This window comes from Burkholderia sp. 10_S31 (assembly GCF_056930375.1).
The window spans coordinates 117,255-143,265 of record NZ_JBXOWK010000002.1 but is presented as its reverse complement, the minus strand read 5'-3'; the positions used below and the strand labels follow the sequence as shown (position 1 = coordinate 143,265).

The 26,011-nt window shown below is 61.9% G+C and carries 22 protein-coding genes; 14 read left to right on the top strand and 8 right to left on the bottom strand.

What is annotated here, in order from left to right:
- Window positions 1-3 precede the first annotated feature (3 nt).
- On the bottom strand, window positions 4-747 hold the full coding sequence (locus AC1Z3W_RS15285; RefSeq protein WP_057927651.1) for an SDR family oxidoreductase: 744 nt from the start codon (window positions 745-747) through the stop codon (window positions 4-6).
- 194 nt (window positions 748-941) lie between these two features.
- Between AC1Z3W_RS15285 and pdxR the strand changes: the two genes are divergently transcribed.
- Both pdxR and AC1Z3W_RS15275 read left to right on the top strand, forming a co-directional pair.
- Window positions 942-2,462, top strand: coding sequence for a MocR-like pyridoxine biosynthesis transcription factor PdxR (pdxR, locus tag AC1Z3W_RS15280; RefSeq protein ID WP_124834510.1), 1,521 nt, complete (start codon window positions 942-944; stop codon window positions 2,460-2,462).
- 312 nt (window positions 2,463-2,774) lie between these two features.
- Window positions 2,775-3,275 carry an Ohr family peroxiredoxin gene (locus tag AC1Z3W_RS15275; protein ID WP_057927649.1) on the top strand — a complete coding sequence of 167 codons (501 nt, stop codon included), beginning with the start codon at window positions 2,775-2,777 and terminating at the stop codon, window positions 3,273-3,275.
- Window positions 3,276-3,391: 116 nt separating this feature from the next.
- Here AC1Z3W_RS15275 and AC1Z3W_RS15270 read toward each other — a convergent pair whose 3' ends face one another.
- Window positions 3,392-4,600 carry an NAD(P)/FAD-dependent oxidoreductase gene (locus AC1Z3W_RS15270; RefSeq protein ID WP_057927773.1) on the bottom strand — a complete coding sequence of 403 codons (1,209 nt, stop codon included), beginning with the start codon at window positions 4,598-4,600 and terminating at the stop codon, window positions 3,392-3,394.
- Window positions 4,601-4,869: 269 nt separating this feature from the next.
- Between AC1Z3W_RS15270 and AC1Z3W_RS15265 the strand changes: the two genes are divergently transcribed.
- The 5 genes from AC1Z3W_RS15265 to AC1Z3W_RS15245 all read left to right on the top strand — a co-directional run bounded on the left by AC1Z3W_RS15265 (window position 4,870) and on the right by AC1Z3W_RS15245 (window position 10,090).
- A complete protein-coding gene (locus AC1Z3W_RS15265; protein ID WP_057927648.1) occupies window positions 4,870-5,871 on the top strand; it encodes a bestrophin family protein in 1,002 nt (333 codons plus the stop codon).
- A gap of 328 nt (window positions 5,872-6,199) precedes the next feature.
- Window positions 6,200-6,979: an acetoacetate decarboxylase gene (locus AC1Z3W_RS15260; RefSeq protein WP_483507906.1), complete on the top strand. Its 780-nt coding sequence runs from the start codon at window positions 6,200-6,202 to the stop codon at window positions 6,977-6,979.
- Window positions 6,980-6,994: 15 nt separating this feature from the next.
- On the top strand, window positions 6,995-7,777 hold the full coding sequence (locus AC1Z3W_RS15255; protein WP_483507905.1) for a 3-hydroxybutyrate dehydrogenase: 783 nt from the start codon (window positions 6,995-6,997) through the stop codon (window positions 7,775-7,777).
- 10 nt (window positions 7,778-7,787) lie between these two features.
- On the top strand, window positions 7,788-9,059 hold the full coding sequence (locus AC1Z3W_RS15250) for a DUF3734 domain-containing protein (protein ID WP_057927645.1): 1,272 nt from the start codon (window positions 7,788-7,790) through the stop codon (window positions 9,057-9,059).
- Window positions 9,056-10,090, top strand: coding sequence for a DedA family protein/thiosulfate sulfurtransferase GlpE (locus AC1Z3W_RS15245; protein ID WP_242431859.1), 1,035 nt, complete (start codon window positions 9,056-9,058; stop codon window positions 10,088-10,090). The genes AC1Z3W_RS15250 and AC1Z3W_RS15245 overlap by 4 nt, the downstream gene beginning before the upstream one ends.
- Before the next feature lie 249 nt (window positions 10,091-10,339).
- Here the strand turns inward: AC1Z3W_RS15245 and AC1Z3W_RS15240 are convergent, their stop codons facing one another.
- Together AC1Z3W_RS15240 and AC1Z3W_RS15235 are read right to left on the bottom strand one after the other, a co-directional pair.
- The gene (locus AC1Z3W_RS15240; protein ID WP_483507904.1) at window positions 10,340-10,660 is read right to left on the bottom strand and encodes an NIPSNAP family protein; all 321 of its coding nucleotides are present in this window, start codon (window positions 10,658-10,660) and stop codon (window positions 10,340-10,342) included.
- A 57-nt stretch (window positions 10,661-10,717) separates the two neighbouring features.
- Window positions 10,718-11,827 carry a porin gene (locus tag AC1Z3W_RS15235; RefSeq protein WP_483507903.1) on the bottom strand — a complete coding sequence of 370 codons (1,110 nt, stop codon included), beginning with the start codon at window positions 11,825-11,827 and terminating at the stop codon, window positions 10,718-10,720.
- A 160-nt stretch (window positions 11,828-11,987) separates the two neighbouring features.
- Between AC1Z3W_RS15235 and AC1Z3W_RS15230 the strand changes: the two genes are divergently transcribed.
- The 3 genes from AC1Z3W_RS15230 to AC1Z3W_RS15220 all read left to right on the top strand — a co-directional run bounded on the left by AC1Z3W_RS15230 (window position 11,988) and on the right by AC1Z3W_RS15220 (window position 15,899).
- Window positions 11,988-12,959, top strand: a complete 972-nt coding sequence (locus tag AC1Z3W_RS15230; protein WP_483507902.1) for a LysR family transcriptional regulator — start codon at window positions 11,988-11,990, stop codon at window positions 12,957-12,959.
- A 117-nt stretch (window positions 12,960-13,076) separates the two neighbouring features.
- Window positions 13,077-14,504, top strand: a complete 1,428-nt coding sequence (locus AC1Z3W_RS15225; RefSeq protein ID WP_483507901.1) for a sulfatase family protein — start codon at window positions 13,077-13,079, stop codon at window positions 14,502-14,504.
- 72 nt (window positions 14,505-14,576) lie between these two features.
- A complete protein-coding gene (locus tag AC1Z3W_RS15220) occupies window positions 14,577-15,899 on the top strand; it encodes an MFS transporter (RefSeq protein ID WP_483507900.1) in 1,323 nt (440 codons plus the stop codon).
- Window positions 15,900-16,469: 570 nt separating this feature from the next.
- Here the strand turns inward: AC1Z3W_RS15220 and AC1Z3W_RS15215 are convergent.
- From AC1Z3W_RS15215 to AC1Z3W_RS15205, 3 genes are all read right to left on the bottom strand, one after another.
- On the bottom strand, window positions 16,470-18,023 hold the full coding sequence (locus tag AC1Z3W_RS15215) for a DHA2 family efflux MFS transporter permease subunit (protein ID WP_483507899.1): 1,554 nt from the start codon (window positions 18,021-18,023) through the stop codon (window positions 16,470-16,472).
- A gap of 103 nt (window positions 18,024-18,126) precedes the next feature.
- Complete coding sequence (locus AC1Z3W_RS15210) at window positions 18,127-19,497, bottom strand: EmrA/EmrK family multidrug efflux transporter periplasmic adaptor subunit (RefSeq protein WP_483507898.1); 1,371 nt, start codon at window positions 19,495-19,497, stop codon at window positions 18,127-18,129.
- A gap of 34 nt (window positions 19,498-19,531) precedes the next feature.
- Window positions 19,532-21,640, bottom strand: a complete 2,109-nt coding sequence (locus AC1Z3W_RS15205) for an efflux transporter outer membrane subunit (protein ID WP_483507897.1) — start codon at window positions 21,638-21,640, stop codon at window positions 19,532-19,534.
- 532 nt (window positions 21,641-22,172) lie between these two features.
- Between AC1Z3W_RS15205 and AC1Z3W_RS15200 the strand changes: the two genes are divergently transcribed.
- From AC1Z3W_RS15200 to gfa, 4 genes are all read left to right on the top strand, one after another.
- Window positions 22,173-22,673 (top strand): Ohr family peroxiredoxin, encoded by a 501-nt coding sequence (locus AC1Z3W_RS15200; protein ID WP_124834520.1) that lies wholly within the window; start codon window positions 22,173-22,175, stop codon window positions 22,671-22,673.
- 178 nt (window positions 22,674-22,851) lie between these two features.
- Window positions 22,852-23,331, top strand: coding sequence for a carboxymuconolactone decarboxylase family protein (locus tag AC1Z3W_RS15195; RefSeq protein ID WP_057927634.1), 480 nt, complete (start codon window positions 22,852-22,854; stop codon window positions 23,329-23,331).
- A gap of 4 nt (window positions 23,332-23,335) precedes the next feature.
- On the top strand, window positions 23,336-23,740 hold the full coding sequence (locus AC1Z3W_RS15190; RefSeq protein WP_057927633.1) for a cupin domain-containing protein: 405 nt from the start codon (window positions 23,336-23,338) through the stop codon (window positions 23,738-23,740).
- Between the two features lie 522 nt (window positions 23,741-24,262).
- Window positions 24,263-24,838: an S-(hydroxymethyl)glutathione synthase gene (gene gfa, locus AC1Z3W_RS15185; RefSeq protein ID WP_483508311.1), complete on the top strand. Its 576-nt coding sequence runs from the start codon at window positions 24,263-24,265 to the stop codon at window positions 24,836-24,838.
- A 60-nt stretch (window positions 24,839-24,898) separates the two neighbouring features.
- Here the strand turns inward: gfa and AC1Z3W_RS15180 are convergent, their stop codons facing one another.
- Window positions 24,899-25,903 (bottom strand): chemotaxis protein CheB, encoded by a 1,005-nt coding sequence (locus AC1Z3W_RS15180; protein WP_483507896.1) that lies wholly within the window; start codon window positions 25,901-25,903, stop codon window positions 24,899-24,901.
- Window positions 25,904-26,011: the final 108 nt, after the last annotated feature.

Genomic DNA, 26,011 nt, shown 5'->3' with positions numbered 1-26,011 from the left:
GAATCAGATTTCCGCGAGCCACTGGTCGAGACCGATGCGGCCGAGCCGCGCCTCCCCAAGCGGTACCAGTGATTTTTCCTCGACGCGACCACCGTAGTAACGTGCATCGCGATCGGTCACGACCGTGCGCGCGTCGCCGACCGACTTCAGATAGCGCGCGACGATCTCCGCGAACGGTGCGCGATCCGGGCCCGCGATCTCGACCGTGCCGTTCAGCGGCCCGGCGAGCGCGATCTGCGCGACGAGCGCCGACACGTCTTCCGCGGCGATCGGCTGAAACAATCCGTCACCGATCCGGACCGTGCCGTCTTGCGTGGCGAAATCCGCGATACCGCCGATGAATTCCATGAATTGCGTCGCGCGCACGATCGTGTACGGCACGCCCGCCGCTTCGATCGCCTGTTCCTGCGCGACCTTGGCCGCGAAATAGCCGTTCTCCGGCATGCGGTCGCAGCCGACGATCGACAGCGCGACGTGATGGCGCACGCCCGCGGCCACTTCGGCCTTGCCGAGATTACGCGCCGACGTGCGGAAAAAGTCCAGCACCGCCTGCGGTTCCCACGACGGCGCATTCGCCACGTCCACGACGACGTCCGCGTCCGTCAATGCGTCGGCCAGGCCTTCGCCGGTGATGGTATTGACGCCGGTGCGCGGCGATGCGGCCAGCGCCTGATGGCCCGCTGCGCCGAGCAACGTAACGACACGCGAGCCGATCAGGCCCGAACCGCCGATGACAACGATCTTCATCGCAAAATCTCCTGACGAATGGATTGCATTGGAATGCGAAGCGGATGCGACGGGTGCCCGATCCGATGAAGCCGGTCATGACCGTCGCATCACGTGGCGCAATTGTGGAAGAATCATGTCCTATCCATAAGTGCCAAGAATCGTCGACAGGACTAGTCCATGCCCTATCCGTTCGCGTTACCCGGGAGACCGCGATGTCCACGCAAACGCCCCCGCTGACCATCGAAATCGACCGGCATCACCAGTTGCCGGTCTATCTGCAGATTTGCGAGCGTTTCAGGGCCGCGATCGCCGCCGGTCACCTGCGCCCCGGCGATCGCGTGCCCGCGCTGCGCGGCCTGGCGACGCAACTGAACACGGCGCGCGGCACCGTCGAACAGGCTTACACGATCCTGGTCGACGAGGGATACCTGCAAATGCGCGGCGCGGCGGGTACGTTCGTGTCGCCGTCCCTGCCGGTCGCGCTGACACGCGCGGCGCCCGCGCGAGGCGGCGCACCGGCACCGCGCGCCGAATCCGCGGGCCCGCGCGATGAGGCGGGCATGTCGCACGACAATCCGCCGCCACGGCGCCCGCAGCCGATCGCCGTCGCGATGAGCGGCGAGCCGCGTCCGCTGCAACCGGGGCTCCCGGCGCTCGATGCATTTCCGCGCAAGGTCTGGCACCGGCTGGTGTCGCTGCGTGCGCGCAGCAGCGACCGCGCGCTGCTGGGCTACCCGAATCCGGCCGGTTACCGGCCGCTGCGCGAACACATCGCGACCTATCTGACCCTGTCGCGCGGCGTCACCTGCGTGCCGGAACAGGTGTTCGTCACCGGCGGCTACCGCGCGACGCTCGAACTCGTGCTGCGCAGCCTCGCCCGCGCGAACGACCGCGTGTGGTTCGAGGATCCCGGCTATCTGCTCGCCCGCGGCTTCCTGTCGGAAACCGGCGTGCAACTCGTTCCCGTGCCGGTGGATGCCGAAGGGATCGACGTCGGGCGCGGCATGCAGCTGGACCCCCAAGCGCGCTTCGCGCTCGTGACGCCGTCGCATCAGAGCCCGCTTGGGCATACGCTGTCGCTTTCCCGTCGCATCGCTTTGCTGGACTGGGCCGAAAAGACGTCGGGGTGGATCGTCGAGGACGACTACGACAGCGAGTTTCGCTATCTCGGCCGCCCGCTGCCCGCGTTGAAGAGCCTGGACCGCCGGGATCACGTGATCTATTGCAGCACCTTCAGCAAGGCGATGTACCCCGGCTTGCGGCTCGCGTACGCGGTCGTCCCGGAGCGCGCCGTGGAGCGCGTCGAACGCGTGGCATGCAGCATGAATGCCGGTTCGCCGACGCTCCTGCAGGCGGCCCTCGCCGATTTCATCGAGCAGGGTCACTTTGCCCGGCACCTGAAACGCATGCGCACGCTGTACGGCGAGCGCCGCACGCTGATCGTGCACGCATTGCGGCAGGCGTTCGGCGAGCGGCTGATCGTCGAATTGCCGGCGGGCGGCATCCAGTTTGCCGTGCGATTCACTGACGGGCCGGAAGGACCGGTCGACGACGTCGCGGTCGCCGCACGCGCGCGCGACGCCGGGCTCGCGGTCCTGCCGCTGTCGATCTGGTATACGAACAGCCACACGCAGCAAACGCCGCGCGGCCTCATCATCGGGTTCGCGAACATCGCCGATGCTGACGAAGCGCGACGTCATGCCAAAACGCTACGCGCTTGCCTGGATCGCTGATGCGCGGCACCCGGCAACTGCGCGTATTGCATCAGTGCGCCCGGCAGCGTCCGGATTGGTGTCCAACGGGAAACATACATTCGCCTTCGATGGCTATACCGGCATCATTCGCGCTCCTCTAGCATGGAGTCGTCTTTCCCCCGTAGACAAACCACAAATCGGGCCGCACCGGAAGATTGCCGCATTCCTCATACGATAGTTCGCTCCGCATCGTTTCTTGAAGACGCCATCTGCCCGGGCAGTGCTCCGGTTGCAAGACGCTTCGACGAATGACCAACGGTCGGAGCGCGTCGTCGAACTCGAGCATGCATCATGGATGACAAGAAGCTGCAGGCCCCTCCGCTTTCCCTCCTCGACAGGTATCGGGGCCGGGATTTTCAGCCTCTCTATACAACGAGCGTCACCGTCACCGGCGGCGAGACAGGACACGGCCGTGCATCCGGCGTGGCCCGCTCGGACGATGGAAATCTCGCTGTCGATCTGCGCCTGCCCACCGAGTTCGGCGGACCCGGCAACGGGACCAATCCGGAACAGCTGTTCGCGGCGGGCTTCGCCGCGTGCTTCCATGGTGCGCTGAACCTGCTCGAAAAACGCGCCGACATGGAGATCGCCGATACGGTCGTGGAGGTGCAGGTTTCGTTCGGCCGCGACCCCATGGACGGCGGCTATGCATTGCTTGTCGATGTCCGGGTCCGGATGCCCGGTATCGATCGCGACATCGCGGAAGAGATGGTTCGAACCGCGGAGCGCTTGTGTCCGTATGCAAAGATGGCCAAGCAAGGCACCGTCAATATCGTGACCGTCGTCGACTGACTCAACGCCTTTCGCGCGGCGGCGGCGTCTTGTCCAACGATCACGTGTGCCGTCACTGCGACGTGCCGGACCGCCCCCACCGTGCATCGCGCGACACGTGCGGGGGCGGCGGCAGATCAGCCGAAGGAAGCCTGCGGATTACCTGCTGCCAGCGCCTCGGCGCGATTCGGCGCCGGCGGATAGATCCACTGCGTGTTGATCATCTGCTTGCGCGCCTTTCCTTCGGCATGCGTCAGTTTGATCTGCCGGTCCCAGCCTTCCGAGTAAACAGCACCCCATTCGCCAAGGTCGAGGCAGGTTGCATAGAACGGCTGCGTGTATTCCAGCGTCGGCGCGCCAATCAAGTCCGCGGCGACGTTGTGCCCGCCGAATTGCCCCATCACGATCGCGTGCTGGCACGACATCAATGCATAGTGCCCGTCATGGTCGCTGCGCGCTCGCGCCACATCGCCCGCCACGAACACATGCGGTGCTTCGGCGACACGAAGATCAGGCGTGACCTCGACACGTCCGAGCGGGTCGAGATGCGAGGAGACTTGCGCCGTCAGCGGGCTGGCCTGCATACCGCCGGCCCAGATCACGGTCATGGCTTCGATATGCTGGCCCGACGCGGTACGAACGCCGTCCGTCCCCACCGATACGACGCGCGATCCAAGCACGACCTCGACGCCCAGCGAGTCGAAGGCTTCAGCGACGTAAGGCCGAGGATTGGGGCCGAGATCGGGGCCGATTTCGGCCTGCGCACCGATCACGACGACACGAATCGCCGCGTCCGGGCCGAACCGCTCGCGCAATCGCCTGGGCAATTCGGTGGCGACCTCGATACCCGTAAAGCCGCAGCCGACGACCGCGACGGTATTGCGTGCCTGCGAATCCGGAAGTTTGGCCAGCGCCGCGAAGTGCGCATCGAGCGCTACCGCGTCCTCGATACGATCGACCGAGAACGCATGATCAGCCAGCCCCGGCACCGGCGGCCTGCTCAACTTGCTGCCACTGGTCAACAACAGCCTGTCGTACGCGAGCAAACGCTTTTGGCCGCTGGCGCACGCCACACTGACCGTCTTCTCGTCGACTGCAATCTCTTCGACGCTACCCTCGAGAAATTTCACGCCGACGGCGTCGAGCAGCGGCAGCAGCGGCGCGGCCATTTGCTGCGGTTCGCTTTCGTACAGCCGCGGCCGGATCTGCAATTCCGGTTTCGGCGAGATCAACGTGATTTCAACGTCGCCGCTCGTCACACCGGCACCATCCAGCACACGAGCCGCGCCGAGTGCGCCCCATACGCCGGCGAAACCGGCACCCACTATCAGGATTTTCTGCGACATGATGATTGTCCTCGGTTGGAAATTGGCGATGTCGACGGACGCCGGCTGCAAGCCAAACAGGCAAAACGAAAACGTCGTCGCGCGAGGTCATCCTAGGTCGACACAGCATTGCGCAGTAGATCCTCAAGCGTTCTCACGATGTTGCCTCTTGGGCACCAATCGACCCCATCCCGGCCGAATCGATCGCAGGCATGATGCGTGACGGAAGATCGCGCGTGCCCAAGGCGCCCTGTTCATCACCCACCTGAGTTATCGACGAGGCAAATAAAATGCATCTCGGCAAATCGTACAAGCTATCGGAATTTCTGATCTGGACTCGCTGGAAGATTTACGAGCTTCTCATTTTCGGTTCCGTACCGGTTGTTCTGTATAAATTCTTTTCAGTCACATGGCTGTCGATACCCCTGACGATCGTGGCCCTCCTCGGAACCGCGACATCCTTTATCGTTGGTTTCAAGAATGTCCAGACGTACAACCGGTCAATGGATGCGCTCGACATATGGACCGACATCCAGAGCAAAAGCCGTCGCTGGGGGCAATTCACGCGCGACTTCGTGACGGACGAAGAGGTGGCCCGAAAGCTGATCTATCGACACCTCGCCTGGCTGACCGCGCTGCGATACGACCTGCGCCGTCCTCGTGTCTGGGAAAGCACGGACAAGCGCCACAACGCGGAGTATCGTCGCTTCTATCGCGTGCCGGAATGGGAAAAAGACATCAAGGAAATACTGCCGACATACTTGTCTCCTTCTGAAGCGGAACAGGCGCTCTCCTCTGCTTCCATCACGACATGCGTGCTGGGACTGCAAGGTACCTCGCTGAAAATGCTTCACATGGCCGGCCATCTGAATTCGAATTTCTATATGGAACTTCAGAAAACCATTGGAGACTTCATTGATCTCCAGTCGCGATCCGAACGTTTCAAGAATTTCCCCTATCCGCGTCAGTACGCGACTGTCAGCTCCCTGTTCGTCCGATTTTTTTGCCTGTCGCTTCCGTTCGGTCTTCTGAACGAATTCAACCGACTGAACGATAGCGTGAGCGGCTTCATGCACGGCAACATGGTCTGGCTGGTGGTGCCATGCAGCGTCGCGGTGTCGTGGATGTACACGTCGCTCGATCAAGTTGGCGAAAGCACGGAGAATCCGTTCGAAGGCGGCGCGAACGATGTTCCCATTTCGACGCTGTGCGGCACGATCGAGCGGGATCTGAAAGCGATGCTCGGAGAACATGCAGCCGGTTCGTCGAGCCACGCCATCATTGCGCTATAGCGAATCCGGCGTTTTCCGGTCGATACCGGATTGCCGACCCTCGATCATTGCTTCCCACACCTCCCGTCGTCGATTGTTGTCGTCAAGACAACATGGTGAGGTCGTTTGCGACGCTACTGCCGCAAGGCCGCATCGCCTACGCTTGGCGATGACGGTGGCCGTAGATGCTGCCTGATGCATCCGGGAAACCAACACGGCACCGCAAGAGCAACGTGCGAGCGCGCGCGGCAAGTCCGCATCGCGCTGCGTCCTCGCACGTCATTGGCCATGCCAGCCGAGGCTGGCGCGATGGGTGTGACACAGCCCCTCTACAACCGAGGAACGATCCGTGACAGAAGAAGACATCCGCGACAACGCGTTTGCAATGCCCGTGCATAACCCGGCGTATCCGCGTCCGCCCTTCCGTTTCATCAATCGGGAGTACTTTATTATTTCGTACGAGACGGACATGGACGCCCTTCGGGCCGTCGTTCCGGAACCGCTGACGGTCGACCAGCCCGTCGTTCATTACGAATTCATTCGCATGCCCGATTCGTCCGGATTCGGCGACTACACGGAGAGCGGCCAGGTGATTTCCGTCCTCGATGAGGACGGCAATCGAGCCAATTTCACGCACGCGATGTACCTCGACGACGAAGGCCCGATCGCAGCCGGACGCGAAATCTGGGGATTCCCCAAGAAACTGGCGTCGCCGAAGCTCTGCGTCGACGGCAAGGACACGCTGCTCGGCACGCTCGACTATGGCACGCAACGCGTCGCCACCGGAACGATGGGCTACAAGTATCGCGCCCTCGACACGGCGGCCGAGCGCCGCAAGCTCGCCGACACGCCCAACTACCTGCTCAAGATCATTCCGCACGTCGACGGTTCGGCCCGCATTTGCGAACTGGTGCGCTTCTTCCTGCGCGATGTCGACGTGATCGGCGCATGGGAGGGACCTGCCGCGCTCGAGCTGCATCCCCATGCACTCGCATCGGTTGCCGATCTGCCGGTTCGCCGCGTGATCGGCGCACGCCACGTCATTGCACATCTCACGCTCGATATCGGCGAAGTGGCCTATGACTATCTCGCCCCTGCCGAGCCGCTGAAAATCGCAGTCAACCAATAAGCTCCCGGAGGACCTATGGCACTGAACGACAAGATCGCGCTCGTGACGGGCGCGGCAAGCGGTATCGGCGAGGTGTGCGCGCGCAAGCTCGCGATGGACGGCGCAACGGTCGTGATCGCGGACCTGAATCTCGAGGCGGCGCGAAAGGTTGCCGACGACATCGTCGGCAACGGCGGGAAGGCGTTGGCGATCGCCATGGACGTCACCAGCGAGGAAGCCGTCGACGCGGGGCTGGCCGAAACGGTGAATCGGTTGGGCGGAATCGACGTGCTCGTGTCCAACGCAGGCATCCAGATCGTCAACCGGATCGAGGATTACGCATTTTCGGACTGGAAGAAGATGCTGGCCATTCACCTCGACGGTGCGTTTCTGACGACCCGAGCCGCCATCAGGCATATGTATGCGTCGAACAAGGGTGGCACGGTGATCTACATGGGCTCGGTACATTCGCACGAGGCGTCGCCGCTCAAATCCGCCTATGTGACCGCGAAACACGGGTTGCTCGGTCTCGCGCGGGTTGTCGCGAAAGAAGGTGGACCGCGTGGCGTGCGTGCCAATGTCGTGTGCCCCGGTTTCGTCAGAACGCCGCTGGTCGACAAGCAGATCCCCGAGCAAGCGAAGGTCCTCGGCATCTCAGAACAACAGGTCATCAAGGACGTCATGTTGAAAGAGACGGTCGACGGCGAATTCACGTCGCTGGCCGATGTCGCGAACACGGTTGCCTTCCTGGCCGGCTTCGAGTCGAACGCGCTCACCGGGCAATCGATCGTCGTCAGCCACGGCTGGTTCATGCAGTAAGGAGAACACCATGTATTCGAGCCAGCGTAACAAACTGAAGCAGCCCCATCGCATCAAGCTTCCCGCCTATGACGAAATCGGGCTCGTGCTGCAGGGCGGCGGCGCACTCGGCTCGTACCAGGCCGGCGTGTACGAGGGTATGGCCGAGGTCGGCGTGGAACCGACGCGCATCGCCGGGGTATCGATCGGTGCGCTGAACACGGCGATCATCGCAGGCAATGCGCCCGCGGATCGAACGGAAGCACTGCGCGGCTTCTGGAGCACCATCAGTCAGCCGACCGACCCGCTCTCGCACTTCGGCAATTACATGTCGGCGTGGTCCGGGCTGGAAGAAATGGGACGCAGGTGGTCGAGCGCATGGGCCGCAACGCGCACGTTGATGGAAGGCCAGGACGGTTTCTTCTCCCCGCGCTCGCATATGTCCTTCTCCGGGTTCGGCAGGAAGCGCCCCGATCAGGTCAGCTATTACGACACGTCGGCGTTGCGTGAAACGCTGTTGCGATACGCAGACTTCGATCGCATCAATGACGGAAACATTCGCGTATCCGTCGGCGCAGTCAATGTTCGAACGGGTAATCTCGTCTATTTCGACAATGCGAAAATGCGTCTCGCGCCGGAACATTTCATCGCCTCCGGCGCGCTGCCGCCGGGCTTTCCGGCCGTCGAGATCGACGGCGAGTTCTACTGGGACGGCGGACTGGTGTCCAACACGCCGCTGACCGAAATCATCAGGGAAAGCCAGCACAAGGACACGCTCGTTTTCCAGATCGATCTATGGAGCTCGCGCGGCAAGTTGCCGAGCGATTTCCTCGATGTCAGCGAGCGCACCAAGGACATTCAGTATTCAAGCCGCACGCGCGCCATCACCGCGTTCATGTCGCAGAACCAGAAACATGCGCAGATGATCAAGGCGCTGCTCGAACACATTCCCGAACACGTGCGGCTTGCGCACCCGTTGTTGCGGGAAGCGCAGAAGACGGCCGATGGCAGTGCAGTGAACGTCGTGCATCTGATCTACAAGAACAAGTCGTTCGAGGGGCACTACAAGGACTATGAATTCAGCGAGGGCACCATGCGCGAGCATTGGGCGAGCGGTCTCGAAGATATTCGGCGATCGTTCGGCCATCCCGACTGGTTCGATATCCCGAGCCGCGAAATCGGCTTCGTCACGCGGGACGTGCACCGCTATCGGCAGGACGTCAACGAAGCGGAGGGCCGGGGCACGGACGCTTTGCCGGAAGCGAAACACGCGCCGGAGAAGGAGTTGTCTGCCACCAAGTGACGCGTGGCGACGCCTTCCGTGAGTATGAAAGTGCGAGCCTCGAGGAGAGCACCATGATGTCGCATGAAATGATTGCACGGTACGGCACGTTGGTCGTATTCCTGAATGTGCTCGGGTCTTCGCTCGGCCTGCCTCTGCCTGCCATCCCGACGTTGATCACGGTCGGGGCAGGCGTTGCGCTCGTCACACATGTCGCGTCGTCGACGTTGCTGCATTTCTCGACGATACTGGGCGCCGCCGTGATCGGCGGCTTTCTCGGCGACCTGGTCTGGTTTCAGGGCGGCAAACGGTACGGCAAGCGCACGATTCATACCGTCTGCAAGCTGTCGCAATCGCGTAAAGCGTGCGTCAGGACGACAGAGCGGTTTTTCGGGCGCTGGGGTGTTCGTGTGCTCATCGTTGCGAGGTTCGTTCCCGGCCTGTCGCTCGTTGCCGTTCCGCTATGCGGTGCGATGGCCGTCAGGTTGCGCTCGTTTGTGTTGCACGATTGTGCGGGCATCGCACTGTGGGCATCGATCGGACTGGCGATCGGCACGCTATTCGCTTCGCAGATCGACGTGATTTTCGTGTTTGTCGCCCGTCTTGGCTGGCGTGCGCTCATCTTCGTCGGCATCGTTCCGGTGCTGTATGTCCTGTACCGCTACTGCCGCAGACTCATGTTGGCAAACGCGCTCGGCAAGGCTCGGATCAGCGCCGGCGAATTGCATGCATTGCTCGCGAACAATCCGCGGCCGGTCGTGATCGATATTCGCTCCGCCGAGCGGAGGACGCTCGATCCATTCGTCATTCCGGGCGCGGTGATTGCCGATGAACGAAAGACCCGGCAAATCATGGAGCGCCATGGAACGAACCGGACACTCGTCATCTATTGTGCGTGCCCGAACGAAGTGTCCGCGGTGTCGGTGGCCAGGCAGTTGCGGCTGTCAGGCATCAAGCTGGCGTTGCCGCTTGCAGGCGGCATCGATGCATGGCGCGCCGCGGGCTTCGACGTCGAGCCGATGATCGCGATGCACGACGCGGTAATCGGCTGATATGTGGGATGTCTGGATCTGATCGCTCGGTCAGTATTGGATCGGGGCTGAGATTGATTGGAGGTCGTCTCATCAAGGGGCGCGATCGACCCACTTCGACCGATCGACCCGCAGTACGCCGAACGTCTCCTGCTGAAGTTCAACGGTCAGCCTCGCGCCGCCATCGCCAATGCTTCGTCGGCCGACCAACGACAAACGCACTCACGTTGCAAGAGCAAAAAGTCTATCGAGATTATCGATACAACATCATTACTGTATCCTCGAGAAGCTCGTGGGGCGATAAATAGAGCTGGATTGCGAAATCAGATAATTTGACGCGGCGATTCTGCGGAGAAAATTTCGCCACCTGTCGTCCTGTTGCATGGCCGCTCGACGAGTCTCGCGGTCGGCCATGCCTTCGAATCTCCACAAGTGCACGACCTCATTCAAGCTCCCTAGCTCGCTTACGAACCAGCCAAGCGGTTCACCGAGGTAGTGACGTTGAAGCGGCAGGCCTTCTTTTTCGTACTCTTCAAGAAACAACGGTACTGACCCGGCACGGCAGGTGTAAGTCCGAATCTCAACGATCACGAGTTCGCATCCTTCAATGAGAGATGGAAGCGAGACCTCCGCTTCCAGTCGAAATTGCTAGAAAGTTTCGCGCAGGCCGACCATCACTCCGGTCTGACCGCGACCTGCCACCGGGGCGGCCGGGACCGGCGATGTACTGGATACGGAGAACGTCGAGGCGTGGCCGTTGAACATATGTGCGCCCGCGACATAAATTGCGCTTCTTTTTGAGAGCAAATAGGTAACTCGGGCAATCGCAAGGTCGCCACGCACGCCATCAACCGAACTGCGCAAACCAACGTACTGACCGTCCAGAACGACTGAAGGCGTGAGCAAATAATTTGCGCCAGCGAAAAACAGATTCGTTTGCAACGACACTGCGTCGGCTCTTAGGCGGCGGTGAATCCATCCTGCTCCGAGCTTTATGTCACCGAACTTGGCGAAGCCATCAAGCAAGAAGCGGGAGTCTTTATCAGACGAGGACCTAAACGCGATGGTGGGTTGACTCGGTATGAGCGTCACTGAGGACTTTTCGCCGCCGCGCTGCTCGTCGTAAGCAACGGATGCGCCCCACGACGTACGGTTGTATTGGACCATCGCTGACCATGCATGGCAGGCAACGCCTTCGCCCGGTTGTTGGCCTGCGCAGTTACCCGGTGCAAGCGTGTCTCTTCCGAGACTGAATGTCGCGCCCAAGGTGAAATTGCCAATGGTGTTGGTGTAAGCGACGGAATTGTCTTCGCGTGCGCTTGCCAAGAACGGGTCGAAGTCGACCATCGAAAACGACGCTGACCCGATGTTGTCCGCCTGCAGCAACGCAGTCCACAGCATCGCCTGCTGTCGACCGAAGGTGACGGTTCCCCACGGGGTACTGCTTAAACCGACATAGGCTGAGCGACCGAACAGGCGCCCGCCTTGGTTCATCTGCCCATTTGTAACGGAGAACCCATTCTCGAGGCGAAAAATCGCCTTCAATCCACCGCCCAAGTCCTCCGTGCCTCTAAGACCCCAACGAGAAGGCTGCTGCCCGGTAAGCTGTGCCGCTCGAAAGAGGTTTTTGTCTGCTGCTCCTACATTGCTTACATACTCAACGCCGGTATCCACGATGCCATAGAGCACTACACTGCTCTGCGCCAGCGCCATATGCGCTGCGCCGCACAATATGGCGGCCGCTGCGACCTTCTTCATGGGTTCTGTCTCCGTTTGTGGTTTTGTGCGATGCGCTTTAGCCTTGCTCGCGTTGGCGAGCGTCACGCTTGTTTCGCTTCGGAGGAAAGACTATGATTTTTTTCAATAACTGAAAATTGATAATTCTTCCATCACACATAACCTCAAGGTAATGTCATGCATGAGTAATCTCGGTAGCGATACGACTCACCTTGCGGCGATAGAAAGATTCTTCCGCGCGGGCCTGAAGCTTCAACAGCTGCGGATTCTCGTGCGGTTGGCGCAGTTGGGGCAGGTCCGAAAAGTCGCAGAAGCGTTTCATGTCACACAGCCCGCAATTTCCAAGCAAATTGCAGAGATGGAGGCGGCGCTGCAGATGCCCCTCGTGCAGCGGGTCGGCCGGCGGTTGCGGTTCACTGCGGCCGGCGACACGCTTGTCGCTCATGGCCGGGAAATCCTCCATCATCTTGAGCAGGCGAGAACCGAATTGGACTTGTTGGCCTCTGGGGTCGCGGGAAAAGTGGTGGTCGGGGCAGTCGGAACCACAACTCCCGTCCTCGTGCCCAGAGCCATCGCGACGTTTCAGCGGCATGCGCCCAACGCTTCGGTCGCTCTACTGGAGAGCACGACCGATCGCATGTTTCCGATGCTTTTGGAAGGTGAACTCGATATAGTGATTTCCCGGACCCCGCCGCCGAACCAGCGCGAATTCGACCCGGCACCCGTGTGCAAGGACCCCATAGTGGTCGTCGCCGGAAAGGACCATCCGTTGTCCTACCGTCGCACCATCACATGGAAGGATGTCCAAGACGTGCCGTGGATATTGCCACCAACCGGTTCCGCAATTGGCAAGGCGCTCGAGCAGACTCTTTCCCGGAACAAACTGGAACTGCCAGTGGGATGTGTGCAATCGGCGTCGCTCTTGGCTTATTCCGTCCTCTTGGAAGGTAGCAATCTGATAGCGCTGCTCCCGCACTCGTACGCGCAGCGCAGTGTAGACGCCGGCGATCTCGCAGTACTGCCATTGTCGCTAACTCATCTACCTTCGCAAGTTCTGCTAACTCGCCGGCGCAATCACGCCAGCCCGGTTGCCGGGTTGATGCAGCGATGCTTTGAGGAGGCGGGCGCAGCGATGCCAGTAATAACCCGATAAATAACCTTGCGGTAATGCGAATCAGAAAATTCGTAACTTGTAGCACCGGTCACTTGGAAGCAGGATACGTATCACTGGCGGCGTATCCCGCTTCAGAAACCGAACTCAGTGACCGCAATGAAGCAATCGAATGTGTTGTTCATTTTGTCCGATGAACATCAGCATGGCCTGATGGGCTGTGCTAGCAACAAGTTTGTCCATACGCCGAATCTCGACCAACTTGCAGCGCGTGGAACGAGATTTGAGAATGCGTACACGCCGTCTCCAATTTGCGTGCCTGCTCGTGCGAGCCTGGCCACCGGCCGTCACGTGCATGAAATCCGCTGCTGGGATAACGCGATCGCCTATGACGGCGAGCCCAGAGGTTGGGCTCACAGGCTGGCCGACGCAGGAATTGCGGCGGACGCCATTGGCAAACTACATTACCGCAGCACCTCCAGTCCTGCGGGATTTCGCCGACAGATTTCTCCGGCACACATCATGGGCGGAATCGGCCAAGTTTGGGGTTCGGTTCGTGCCCCCCTGCCTGAGACGATGGGTCGGTCGCCGTTGTATGACCAGATCGGATCGGGGCACTCCTCATATAACCAGTTCGACGAAGGCGTTGCTGACCACGCTGTCCGCTGGCTCGCCGAACACGCGGAGCAAGAAGAACCGTGGGTACTCTTCGTCGGCTTCGTGGCCCCTCATTTTCCGCTGGTCGTTCCTCAACGCTACCTGGACCTCTATCCGACCGACAGCATCGAGTTGCCGATGCTGCATCCGGACCGGGGTTATACGCGTCACCCTTGGGTTGAGCGTCAAGCGCGTTTTATGGACCATGACCTTGCTATCGGAAACGACGAGCAGCGGCGCCTGGCCATTTCCTCGTATCTAGGACTTGTTTCATTCGTTGACGACAACATCGGATGTGTTCTCGGCGCATTGCGGGAGCATGGCCTCGAAGCATCAACAACGGTCATTTACGCCAGCGACCACGGTGAGAATCTTGGTTCGCGCGGAATGTGGAACAAGTGCCTGATGTATCGCGAATCAACCGGTGTTCCGATGATTCTTGCCGGCCCCGAGATCCGTGCCGGCCACGTCTGTCAAACTCCGGTCTCACTTGTCGATATTCACAATACGATTCTCGACCTGGTCAATCTGCCCGGAGATACCGAGTCGCCCGGCACATCCATGGCGCAGCTGGCGAATACCGCAGACGACCCGAGCCGAACCGTCTTCAGCGAATACCACGCAGTTGGCTCCGAGTCAGCGGCGTACATGCTCGCAAACAAGAAGCACAAGTACCACTACTACGTGGGCCTCGAGCCTGAACTTTTTGACCTCGAGGCCGACCCCGCCGAAACGTCCAACCTCGCATCGCTTCCAGACTATTGCGAGTTGGTCTCGAAGTTTGAAGCGCAACTTCGAAACCTCGTCGACCCGGAAGCCGTTGATGCGTCCGCCAAGCAAGACCAGCATGCGCTGGTAGAGAGCTTTGGCGGACGTGAGTCGGCATTGAAAACCGGAACACCTGGAGCCACGCCCGTGCAACGTCAGTAAGACACGCTCGACTCAGGCGCAAGCGCTGGAGCCGGAGCTAACTGGACAATCAAAATCTAAGGAGACAGAGCAATGCTTACAACGAGCACAGCTCGACAACAGGACGCGTTCTCTATGCGAAAGTGGAAGACCGTCCTTCTAGCGAGTCTTGGAAGTTCGCTGGAAATGTATGACTTCATCGTATATGGCGTCTTCGCGAAGGAAATTGCCTCACAGTTTTTTCCGTCGTTCGATCCCGTCGTCGCCCTCATCAGCTCGTTCGGCGTCTTCGCTATCGGGTACGTATCGCGCCCGCTCGGCGCTATTGTCCTCAGCAGTCTCGGCGATCGCCATGGACGAAAAAGCGTTTTCCTCGTCTCTGTTCTGGCCATGTCGGCCTCGACCATCGCCATCGGGTTGCTGCCCGGGTACGCCTCGATCGGGGTTCTGGCGCCAGTACTGCTCGTCCTGCTGCGGCTCATGCAAGGCTTCTTCCTCGCGGGCGAGCTGCCCTGCGCCATCACATACGTGGTGGAAGAGGTTCCGCAGAAAGCCGGGTTCGTCAGTGGCCTCGTGCTCTTCTTCCTGAACAGTGGCATTTTCATCGCAACCATGACGAACTTCATCATTCAGTCTTCGCTGAGTGCGGCAGACGTGCATTCCTACGGCTGGCGAATGGCTTTTTGTCTCGGCGGCCTGCTGGGTCTACTGAGCTACTTCCTGCGACGCTCGCTGGAGGAAACTCAGGAATTTGCCCGCATGCGAACCCACGTGTCGCGCAAGCCGTTCCGCGACCTGGTTTCTCGTCACGGAAAGGCTGTATTGATTGGCGTCGGCATCTCGAGCGTGGTGAACGCATCGAACATCATGCTCTTCGTCTTCTTCCCGAACTTCGCCACCAACACGCTGCACCACGACGCCCGTGTCGTCAGCGCCTGCCAGAATGTCGGGATCGCTTGCCTCTCGGCTTCGATTCTGTTCTCCGGATGGCTGTGCGACTACGTACCGCGTCGAGTCGTGCATCGGATCGGCACGTCACTGATGATTGGCGGCAGTTACCCGCTGTATCTCGCACTGGTCGCTGGTACCCTTGACCTCTGGACCGCCGTAATCATGATGGGTCTCGTTGGCGGACTTGTGGCAGGAGCCTATGCCTACATCCTCGCAGACCTGTTCCCGACCGAAGTCCGATTTAGTGGCGTCGCGCTGTCTCTAAACCTCAGTACGGTGATCTTCACTGGTCTCACGCCGGTTGCCATCACTTTTCTCATGAAAGCATCGAAGCACGGAGCAATGCCCGGTGGGTACCTTGCCCTTGTCGCCTTGCTTGCGTTCTGTGTCGGACTATCGCTAAAGCGCTGTGGTGGGAAACTCCTAAGCGTGGCGCGGCCACCGTCTAGACCGATGGCGCGATAGTGACCCCGTATGCACGATCAAACGAGTGGGCGATGTCTGCTTGGTCGACACTGACACCGCATCAGCGAGACAGAAACGCAAGATCCCTCCAACCACTCTGTCGAGCTTTAGCGAGAACTCGCAAAGATGGTGTCGGGTGCCTCAGTCGCGACACTGCTCGCTAACACCGTCTCAACAAAAAACTATAGTTCAAATGGCGCCGGGCTTATCAAATTTGGTAGTGCGAACCGCGCATACGCTTACCGATGGCCGTGGTGCACGAGGACGTTCGATCGGCACCGCGACTGCTCTACCGATTAGTCGCAGAACAAGGTGTTGGCGGACGTGGCGAGCGGTCATTCCTGCTGTCATACCGCTAACCATCCGCAAAGACCGATGTTCGCGTGCTCGACGTTGGGCGGATGTCGGAGTGGACCAGCCATTGCCCGACGGCTCAATGAACGTCCGCGCAAGACACTAAACTTCGATACACCGGCTGAAAGATTCCATCAAGTTGTTGCATCGACCGGTTGAATCCACCTGGCGAAACGGACGTTCGAGCGCCCCCCGCCCGCTTCGAAGCAGCCTCACTCAATGCGCGCCGCCGGCCATGCCGCCACCGCCCTTGCCGGGTTTGGTGAGCCAGACGAGCGGCACGATCACGATGAAGATGATCGACGACAGCCAGAAAATATCGTTCAGCGCGAGCATCGCGGCCTGCGCATTGAGCGTCCGTTCGAAAAATGCGGTGGCCTGCTCCACCCCGCCGCCGAGCGTCGCGTGGAGCTGCGCAATAGCGCTCGTATAGGCCGGGTTATTCACGCTCGATTGCTCGGCGAGCCGGGCATGATGAAGGATCGTCCGGTCGTTCCACCCCGTCGCGATCAACGACGTGCCGACACCGCCCGCGAACACGCGCACGAAATTGGACAGGCCGGCGGCCGCCGGAATCCGTTCGGGCGGCAACCCCGACAGAATGATCGCGGTCAGCGGCGTAAAGAACAGCGCCATCGGAATACCTTGCAACAGGGTCGGCAGCACCAGCGTATAGGGGTCGACGCCCGTCGTGTAATGCGAGCGCATGAAGAACACGCCCGCAAAACCGAGGAAGGCCAGCGTCGCGAGCACCCGTGCATCGGACTTCGGCATGATCTTCGCCATCATCGGTGCCAACAGCACGGCGAAGATCCCGAGCGGCGCCGTGACGAGTCCGGCGTCCACCGATCGATAGCCGAGATAGCCCTGAATCCACTGCGGCAGGATCACGAGGTTCGAGAAGAACACTGCGTACGCGACCGAGATCGCAATCGTGCCGCCGCGGAAATTGCGCACCGCGAAAAGCCGGATGTCGACGATCGGGTTCCGCTCCGTGAACTCCCAGATCAGGAAGAACAGGAAGCTGATCGCTGCGATGACCGCAAGCGCGCAGATCACGGGCGAACTGAACCAGTCGAGATCCTTGCCCTTGTCGAGCATGATCTGCAGCGTCGCGACCCACACGATGAGCGACATCAGGCCGACCTTGTCGATCGGGAGCTTGCGCACCTGCGTCTCTCGGTCGCGATAGATCATCCACGTGACGCCGGCCGCGAACAGGCCGACGGGAATGTTGATGTAGAAGATCCACGACCAGCTATAGCTGTCGGTGATCCAGCCGCCCAGCGCGGGGCCGGCGATCGGGCCGACCGTCGCGGTCATCGACCATAGCGCGAGCGCGGTCGAGCTTTTCTCCTTCGAGTACGAACCCAGCAGGATCGCTTGCGACAGCGGAATCAGCGGCCCCGCGACGACACCCTGCAACACGCGCGCGGCGAGCAGCACGAGCAGGTTCGGCGCGATACCGCACAACCACGACGAGAACACGAACAGCACGATCGCGGCCACGAACAGCCGGATCTGCCCGACGCGCTGCGTGAGCCAGCCCGTCAGCGGAATCGCGACGGCATTGGCCGCCGAGAACAGCGTGATGACCCACGTGCCTTCGTCGACGGAGACGCCGAGGTTGCCCGAGATGGTCGGAATCGCGACGTTGGCGATCGACGAATCGAGCACGTTCATGAACGTCGCGAGCGCGACGGCGAGGGTCGCCAGGACCAGCTTTCCACCCGTCAGCGGCGGCGGTACAGGTTGCGTTGAAGAGTTCATCTCGCTTCCACTCTGAAGTATCGACCGCGCCGGCGTATCGGTCCGGCCGGTCAGGCGATTGGATCGACCGGAGCGCGACAGTCACGCGCACCGTGTCGACGGGTCAGCTTGCGCGCGGCGTCGTGTCGCGCGTGTCTCTCGTGTCTCTCGTGTCTCTCGTGTCTCTCGTGTCTCTCGTGTCTCTCGTGTCTCTCGTGTCGCGCCTGGTGGAAGCCGTCGGCGATCCAGCGGGCTCCGTCGACCCCGCATGCTCGATGACGACGTTTCGCGCGATGATCTTCTCGATCTCGGCATCCGCCTGTGCGCCGTATTCGGCAAACACGTCCGTGCGATACGACGTATTCGTCGCCGCGCCGAGCTGCGGTCCCGTGCCGTCGCGCGTATCCACGTCGACATCCATCGACAGTCCGATACGCAGCGGATGCGCGTCGAGCTCCTTCCGGTCGAGCTGGATGCGCGCAGGCAGACGCTGAACGATCTTGATCCAGTTGCCCGTCGCGTTCTGCGCGGGCAAGCTCGCGAATGCGCTGCCCGTGCCTGCCGAGAAGCCGACGACGCGGCCGTGGTACCTGACCTTTCCGCCGTATACGTCCGCCGTCAGCGTGACGGGTTGACCGATGCGCATGTTGCGCAGCTGGCCTTCCTTGAAGTTCGCATCGACCCACACGCCGTCGAGCGGCACGATCGCCATCAATGGCGTGCCGGGCGACACGCGCTGGCCGACCTGAACCGAACGCTTCGCGACATAGCCCGTGACGGGCGCGGGCAGCACGTTGCGCGCGTAGGCCAGATACGCATCGCGCACTTTCGATGCGGCTGCTTGCACATTCGGGTGCTGGTCGACCGTCGTGCGCGCGGTCAATGCGCGGTTGGCTTGCGCCTGCTGACGCGCGGCGTCGAGCGCGGCCCGCGCGGCCGCCACGGTGTCGCGCGCGTGCGCGATGTCTTCGGCCGACACGGCGCCCGTATCGGCAACGGCCTGGCGGCGTCGCAGATCGTCCTGCGCGCGGGTGAGATCGGACTGCTTCTGCGCGACGTTCGCGGCATACAGATCGTTGTTGACGTACAGGCTGCTCACCTGCCGCACGGTCTGCCCCAGCGCCGCTTCGGCGTTGCCGAGCGCGACTTTCGCATCGGCGTCGTCGAGCGTGACGACCGGGTCTCCGGCCTTCACGATCTGCGTATCGTCGGCATTCACAGCCACGACGGTGCCGGCCACCTGCGGCGTCAGTTGCACGAGATTGCCGCTGACGTAAGCGTCGTCGGTGGATTCGTGGTAGCGCGCATACGTCAGGTAGTACACGCCATACGCGACCGACGACGCGACGACCGCCGCGCCGAGTAGCGCCAGCAACAGCCTGCGCCGTCGCGTAGCGGCTTCGCTTGCGACATCGTCGCCTCCCGGCGGCGACGAATCACGCTTCACGCGTGCGGCTTCGACCGGCTTGCGAACCGGCGGGTTGATTTCGCTCATTTTGATTCTCCTGGCAGATTCGATGGATCACCGCTCAACGCGCGGCGACAGCAGGCGCGGCCGACACGGGCACATCGGCACGTGCCGCGGCCCCCGAGTCTGCGAACGACGTGTCGACGAAGCCGCCACCCAGCGCGGACGCCAGCGCGATCTGACGATCGCGGCGGTCCATGCGCAGATTCGCGACGCCCTGATCGGCGGAAAGCGCATTGACGTCGGCGTTCAACACGGTCAGTTGATTCGTGAGACCGGCCTTGTACTGCGCCAGCGCCAGCGCGGCCGCCTTCAGCGCGGCTTGCTGCGCGGTCTGCGCATCGACGAGTTGCGCGTCCGTCGAACGCACGTCGGCGATTTGCGTCGCGACTTCGCTCAACGCAGTCACGAGCGTCCGGTTATAGGTCGCAACGGCGTCGTCGAAGTCAGCGTAACGTCCCTTCAGTTGCGCGCGGAGTGCGCCGGCATCGAAGATCGGCAGGTGGATCGCCGGGCCGATCGACGCGGTGCGGCTCGCGGCCGTCAGGAAGCGCCCGAAGCCGAACGCATCGAGCCCGATCGCGGCGCTCAGGTTGATGTCGGGATAGAACTCGGCCTTCGCTTCCTTCACGTCGTGCGCGAGCGCATCGACGCGCCAGCGGGCGGCCACGATGTCGGGGCGCCGGCTCACGAGATCGGCGGGCAGGTTGTCGGGCAGTCGAACCTCGTTGCCGATGCCGAGCATCGGGCGCGCGATCTGCAGGCCGCGATCGGGGCCGGCACCGAGCAGCGCGGCGATCTGATAGCGCGTCGCGAGCATCCGGCCGTCGAGCGATTTCAGCGACGCGCGGCTCGTCGCGAGATTCGCGCGAGCGGTCTCGCGCTCGACCTGCGTGTCGAGCCCCGTCGCGATACGGCCTGCCGCGATGCGATCGATCTGCTCGCGCCGATCGACCTCCTGTTGCGCGATGTCATGCAGCAGGTACAGGCGAGCCAGCGCGTTGTAGGTGCGTGCAATCGATGTCGTGAGCGTCAGCCTGACCGCTTCGGCGTCGGCGCGGCTCGCCTGAAGCGTCGACACCGACGCCCTCAGCGCCTCGCGCTTCTTGCCCCAGAGGTCGAGCTCGTACGAAGCGCCGAGGATGCCGCGATTCTCCGTCTGCCACGACCCGCCATACGGCGGCGGTACCAGCGCCGTTCCGGAAAATTGCTGGCGTGTGAGCGCGTAGCTGGCGTCGATGCGCGGCATCGTCCCCGCTCGCGCGGATTCGCTGTAGGCCTGCGCGGCCGCCACGCGCGCACGCGCCTGGGCGAGCGTCGGGCTGCCTTTGAGCGCCTCGTCGATCAATGACTTCAGTTGGCCGTCGCCGAACTGATCGGCCCAATCGGCGTCGGGCCAATGCCCTTGCTCGAACGGCAGGCTCTGTTGCGTCGCGTACTGCCGCGGCTCGGTCATCGCGGCATCGCCGTGAATGCCGGCGTAGTTCACACATGCCGACAACCCGGTCGCGACGATCGCCGGCACCCCCGCCTTGAACACGCGCGACGTGTGTCGCCCGGCGATTGAAAAAATGTTCATTGCTCGTCTCGTCACGTAGTAGGCCAGGAAAGCCATTTGCAGAAAAATCGCCATTCGGGTTCGCTCCGGTATCCACGCAGGCGCGACGAGCCGCGGGTGCATTTCATCGCGGCAACGCGACCTCATGCGTGCGCGAGAAGCCAGACCCTCGTTCGCGAGCGCGAACAATGTCCTCACGCCCATCCATGGATTCCTCAAGCTGCGGCGTACCTGTTCGCTGCGCCCGACACCCCGCACGCACCAGGTGCAGAAGTGTTCGCAGTTGTTCGTCAGAAGCTGGTATCGGTCTTCACCAAGACGCGACCTGGCCCGCTCGACGACGGTCATTCCGGTATAGACGGCACCCGGTTCCGGCTGAACGCGGATTCCCTTGTTCGCCGCGAAGCGACACAACGGGACGCATTCCACCGGGCACCGCCTTGCTGAGCGATGAAAGCCGCCATAGTGGATAACCAGCCCGTTTCCCGCGTAGATTCCGTGGTGCGCATACCCATCGCGTTCACTGACGAGATGCGCGCCCGCTTCGATGCGCGGATCATTCCGGATCGGCACCGGCGAAGTCGACCGCCACTCGATATCCAACGTTTCCATCGCAGGCCTCCGATTTCGAATGTGCGTCGCATGTCGCGTCGCCGCCCGAAACACCAGGAACGGTTGCCGTTGCATTCGCAACGTTTCATCGGCGATGGAGCATCGCGATCCAGGACGCGTGTATCGGGCACTATCGAAATCGATGGCGCGTCAGCGACGCCGATCGCCCCCATTGCCGTACCGTCATGCTAGGAGCCGGAGCCATCTTCAGGTAGACCTGTATCGGGACACTTTCCCGTTCCTCGTTGGCACCAATCCTCTCTCGTCACAGTGATGCCCCCGATCGTCAGCCGGTCTCGCCTCATTGGTGCAGAGTGGGCAACACCATGCATCCCGAAGCGATCTGGTGCGGCGACTCGTCTTTGCCTAGCATGCAAGAGCGTCTGGCCCATCTTTCGGATGGAAGTCATGAGGATCGACTTGCCGGCAAGAGCCGCACCATCGCGCGGATTCGCTTCGAAAAACAACACATCGCACTGGTACGCAAGGGTCGAGACGCTCGCGTTGATCAGTACAAACAAACGGGAGGCATATGGAGAACGAGAGGTTGCAACCTCCATCGCTGGCGCTGCTCGACAAATACCGCGGGCGGGAATTCGCCGTGCTCTACACGACAACCGTCAGGGTCTCTGGCGGTGAATCCGGGCACGGCCGTGCATCGGGTGTTGCGCGATCCGACGACGGTTGTCTCGTCCTTGATTTGCGATTGCCCACCGAACTCGGCGGCCCGGGTGGCGGGACCAATCCCGAACAGCTGCTTGCCGCCGGCTACGCCGCGTGCTTTCACGGCGCGCTGAGCCTGCTCGCGCAACGCGAGCGGATCGACATTCGGGAGGCAACCGTGGCTGTCCGAATCTCGTTCGGCCGTGATCCGACAGACGGCGGATATGCGTTGACCGCCGATGTCACAGTCCGCATGCCGGGTGTCGAACGGGAGGTCGCGGAACGTCTCGTCCGCGACACGGAGCGCCTGTGTCCCTATACGAAGATGGCGCGGCAGGGAATCTGCAATGTCGTCGCCGTGTCGCCATGACCGAACGTCGGCGACGCACGTCGCGCGCGATTGGTGCCGAAGCGGCAACAGAGTGCGCACGTCCCCGGCACTACTGGCCCGCGAGACTCGCGATTACGATGGTTGTCGGGCCGGTCGTGCGATGCATCGCCATGCGCAGCACCGGCAGTACCGATTCCACACATCAGGAGAACGGATCATGACGCAACGTATCAACTACTTTCAGCAATCGCCGGAACTGACCAAGAAACTCGTCGAGCTCGACGGGCTGCTTCAAAAGACGACGATCGAAGCGCCGGTCCGCGAGCTCGTCGAGATTCGCGCATCGCAACTCAACGGCTGCGCGTTCTGCGTCGACATGCATATCAAGACGGCCAAGATCCACGGCGAGCGCGAACTGCGCCTGCATCACGTCGCGATCTGGCGCGAGTCGACGCTGTTTTCGCCGCGCGAGCGCGCCGCGCTGGCATGGACCGAAGCACTGACGCAGATTCCGTCGCATGGCGTGCCGGACGATCTCTACGAACGCGTGCGGGCCCACTATTCGGAGAAGGAGTTGTCGGATCTCACCTTCCTCGTCGGTGCGATCAACAACTGGAACCGGCTGAACGTCGCGTTCCGCACCGTACCTGGCTCGTTCGACAAGATGTTCGGGCTCGACAAGGCCAATCTGGAGTAACGACATGAAACGCATCATGCTCGCTCTCGCACCGCTTGCAGTGTCACTGCTCATGCCCGTTCAGCCGGCGGCCGCCGCGCCGCAGGCCAAGGTGACGCAGCTGACCACGGAACCGTTGCCCGAATATCCGGGCAAGGAAGTCGAAATGATCGTCGTGGACTATCCGCCCGGCAGCGTCGATCCCGTTCATCGTCACGACGCGCACGCATTCGTCTACGTGCTCGACGGCAGCATCGTGATGGGCCTGAACGGTGGGAAAACGGTCACGCTCCATGCCGGCGACACGTACCACGAAGGCCCCGAGGACGTGCACACGGTCGGACGAAACGCCAGCAGCACGAAACCTGCGAAGTTCGTGGTGTTCATGATCAAGAACAAGGGTGCGCCGGTCCTCACACCCGTGAAATAGCCGGATCGTCACGAGGCCCGGCGATGTCGGGCCCGGTCCTGCAGTTCAACATAGCCTCGGCGCGATCCGATCCGCCGAGGTCTTTCCTCAGACTACCCCGCTCTCCCGGCACACCTTCGGCGTGCCCCCGGCCCGATGATCATGGAATCGGGAAATCGCCGGGTATACTCCCCTCCAGTATCCGGCATATACTCCCCCCCAGTTTCAATCGACGAACGAGAGGCGACATAAAAGGCGCAGAATTGACGCGGGTGGTTGCGCGCGGACGTCGCGCAAAAGGACGGATCGATACGCTCGCGCGCGCCGGAAGACGGCGCCGGGCGCGGATCGGTTTTCCGGCAAGGACCGCTCGCCAGTGCCAGACATGGTCGAGGACGCAATAAACGGCAAGATCCGGCTTGCGCCGTTCGCGACACCCGCGAAATCGCACTCCGAAATCAACGCAGCATCCGATCCGATACGCAAAGGGAAGTCGATCCGTACCGTCGTTCACTACTGAAGCACCGAAAAAGGAGCATGAACATGTCCGTCGCCATTCATCCCGCCGTCGATCGCGGCATTCAAAAGGGCGCCGCCCAGTTCGCGGGCGGTACGCTGCGCTGCCTGTGCACACAGGATCCGGTCGAGGTTCGGGTCGATGCGCAGGTCGCCTTCAATCACGCGTGCGGCTGCACGAAGTGCTGGAAGCCGGCCGGCGCGCTGTTTTCCGTCGTGGGCGTCGTGCCGCGCGACAAGGTCGCCGTGACCGCACATGGCGAGAAACTGCACGTCGTGGACGACAAGGCGTTGATCCAGCGCCATGCGTGCTCCGCATGCGGCGCGCATCTGTTCGGTCGCATCGAAAATGCCGACCATGCGTTTTACGGTCTGGACTTCATCCATACCGAACTGTCGCCGGATGCCGGCTGGGACGGCCCCGGTTTCGCCGCGTTCGTGTCGTCGATCATCGAGAGCGGCACGCCGCCGTCGTTGATGGCGGACGTGCGCGACACGCTGCGCAGCAAGGGGCTGGAGCCTTACGATTGCCTGAGCCCGCCGCTGATGGATGCGCTGGCGACGCATACGGCGAAAGCCAAAGGGACGTATCGCGAGGCCTGAGCGCAACGCCCAAGGCCGGCGCGCGGCGACACGCTGCGCGCCGTTACCCGGCGCCGCCCGTCACGCCCTTTCTTTCCCGAGCGCGGCGGCACCTACCGCATTGCGCAGCACGTCCGCGAGTTGCTGGTTTTCATCGATGCGAGCCTGCTCGATTGCAACGTCTTCGGTATTGCCCACGTGCCGGGCCCAATCCTGGCGCTCGCGCGCAAAAATCATGCGCTCGTGAACTGCCCGTATCGCCGCCCATATCGCGTCTTCCGCTTTCTGCGCCTGGGCGTCGTCCAGTGAGAGCACGGAGAACGCGTGCCCCGTATGGCACCGATATCGCAACGGACGATCGTCGCGTATACGCCATAGCACGCCATTACAACTGGGACACGTCAGCGCGGAGCGCTCCCCGATGGCGTCGAGAAGCTGCGGTGTAACCAGTCCCTGCTCCGCAATCCGGGACTCTCGATCCAGATCGCGCAAATCTGCCATCTTTCGCTTCTCCTTTACATGTGCGCCGTGGACCGCTGCATAAATGGCCCGCGGCAGCTCTATGGCCCTCGCGACCGCATCGGCACCTGCGGCGGCTAGCGCGCTGCGAGGCATCGAAGGCGCCTCGCATTCGTCGGGATCCTGAACGATACCGTAACCGTTGCGCGCCCGAATGGCCGCGAGCCCGGCGGCCCCGTCGTCGAGGTCACCGCTGAGTACCACGCCGACCGCCCCGGGGCCATATTCGCGTGCGGCTGACCGGAACAGCGGATCGGCAGCCGGGCGGGCGAAGTTTTCAGCGGCGGTATCGAGCAGCCGGATATATCCGCCGCGCAAAACCATGTGCCGGTCCGGGGGCGCGACATAAATCCTCCCCGCTTGCGCAGATTCCCCGTGAGTTGCCTCACTCGCATCCAGGGTGCCCCATCGCGACAATAGCTCCGGCAACATCGTCCGATGCCGGCCAATGTGCTGAACGATGCAAATCGGCACCCGGAGATCCCGGGCGAAGCCCGCCACCAACGTCCGGAGTACCTGGAGGCCACCTCTGGACGAGGCGATGACGACGATATCTCGATGGTCCATAACACCTCCTTTGCGCTTCAGTGCGCAAATTTGATGCCTGGTCCCGGGTTATCGTCGTACGCGTGCATCGATGCGCCGACGGGCGCGGCTCAGGCGGTTTGAAGCGGC

Bases quoted from the DNA above. Each gene is read 5' to 3' on its own strand.
- AC1Z3W_RS15285 (WP_057927651.1), bottom strand. From the start codon at position 747: ATGAAGATCGTTGTCATCGGCGGTTCGGGCCTGATCGGCTCGCGTGTC.
- pdxR (WP_124834510.1), top strand. From the start codon at position 942: ATGTCCACGCAAACGCCCCCGCTGACCATCGAAATCGACCGGCATCAC.
- AC1Z3W_RS15275 (WP_057927649.1), top strand. From the start codon at position 2,775: ATGGATGACAAGAAGCTGCAGGCCCCTCCGCTTTCCCTCCTCGACAGG.
- AC1Z3W_RS15270 (WP_057927773.1), bottom strand. From the start codon at position 4,600: ATGTCGCAGAAAATCCTGATAGTGGGTGCCGGTTTCGCCGGCGTATGG.
- AC1Z3W_RS15265 (WP_057927648.1), top strand. From the start codon at position 4,870: ATGCATCTCGGCAAATCGTACAAGCTATCGGAATTTCTGATCTGGACT.
- AC1Z3W_RS15255 (WP_483507905.1), top strand. From the start codon at position 6,995: ATGGCACTGAACGACAAGATCGCGCTCGTGACGGGCGCGGCAAGCGGT.
- AC1Z3W_RS15250 (WP_057927645.1), top strand. From the start codon at position 7,788: ATGTATTCGAGCCAGCGTAACAAACTGAAGCAGCCCCATCGCATCAAG.
- AC1Z3W_RS15235 (WP_483507903.1), bottom strand. From the start codon at position 11,827: ATGAAGAAGGTCGCAGCGGCCGCCATATTGTGCGGCGCAGCGCATATG.
- AC1Z3W_RS15230 (WP_483507902.1), top strand. From the start codon at position 11,988: ATGAGTAATCTCGGTAGCGATACGACTCACCTTGCGGCGATAGAAAGA.
- AC1Z3W_RS15225 (WP_483507901.1), top strand. From the start codon at position 13,077: ATGAAGCAATCGAATGTGTTGTTCATTTTGTCCGATGAACATCAGCAT.
- AC1Z3W_RS15220 (WP_483507900.1), top strand. From the start codon at position 14,577: ATGCTTACAACGAGCACAGCTCGACAACAGGACGCGTTCTCTATGCGA.
- AC1Z3W_RS15215 (WP_483507899.1), bottom strand. From the start codon at position 18,023: ATGAACTCTTCAACGCAACCTGTACCGCCGCCGCTGACGGGTGGAAAG.
- AC1Z3W_RS15210 (WP_483507898.1), bottom strand. From the start codon at position 19,497: ATGAGCGAAATCAACCCGCCGGTTCGCAAGCCGGTCGAAGCCGCACGC.
- AC1Z3W_RS15205 (WP_483507897.1), bottom strand. From the start codon at position 21,640: ATGGAAACGTTGGATATCGAGTGGCGGTCGACTTCGCCGGTGCCGATC.
- AC1Z3W_RS15200 (WP_124834520.1), top strand. From the start codon at position 22,173: ATGGAGAACGAGAGGTTGCAACCTCCATCGCTGGCGCTGCTCGACAAA.
- AC1Z3W_RS15195 (WP_057927634.1), top strand. From the start codon at position 22,852: ATGACGCAACGTATCAACTACTTTCAGCAATCGCCGGAACTGACCAAG.
- AC1Z3W_RS15190 (WP_057927633.1), top strand. From the start codon at position 23,336: ATGAAACGCATCATGCTCGCTCTCGCACCGCTTGCAGTGTCACTGCTC.
- gfa (WP_483508311.1), top strand. From the start codon at position 24,263: ATGTCCGTCGCCATTCATCCCGCCGTCGATCGCGGCATTCAAAAGGGC.
- AC1Z3W_RS15180 (WP_483507896.1), bottom strand. From the start codon at position 25,903: ATGGACCATCGAGATATCGTCGTCATCGCCTCGTCCAGAGGTGGCCTC.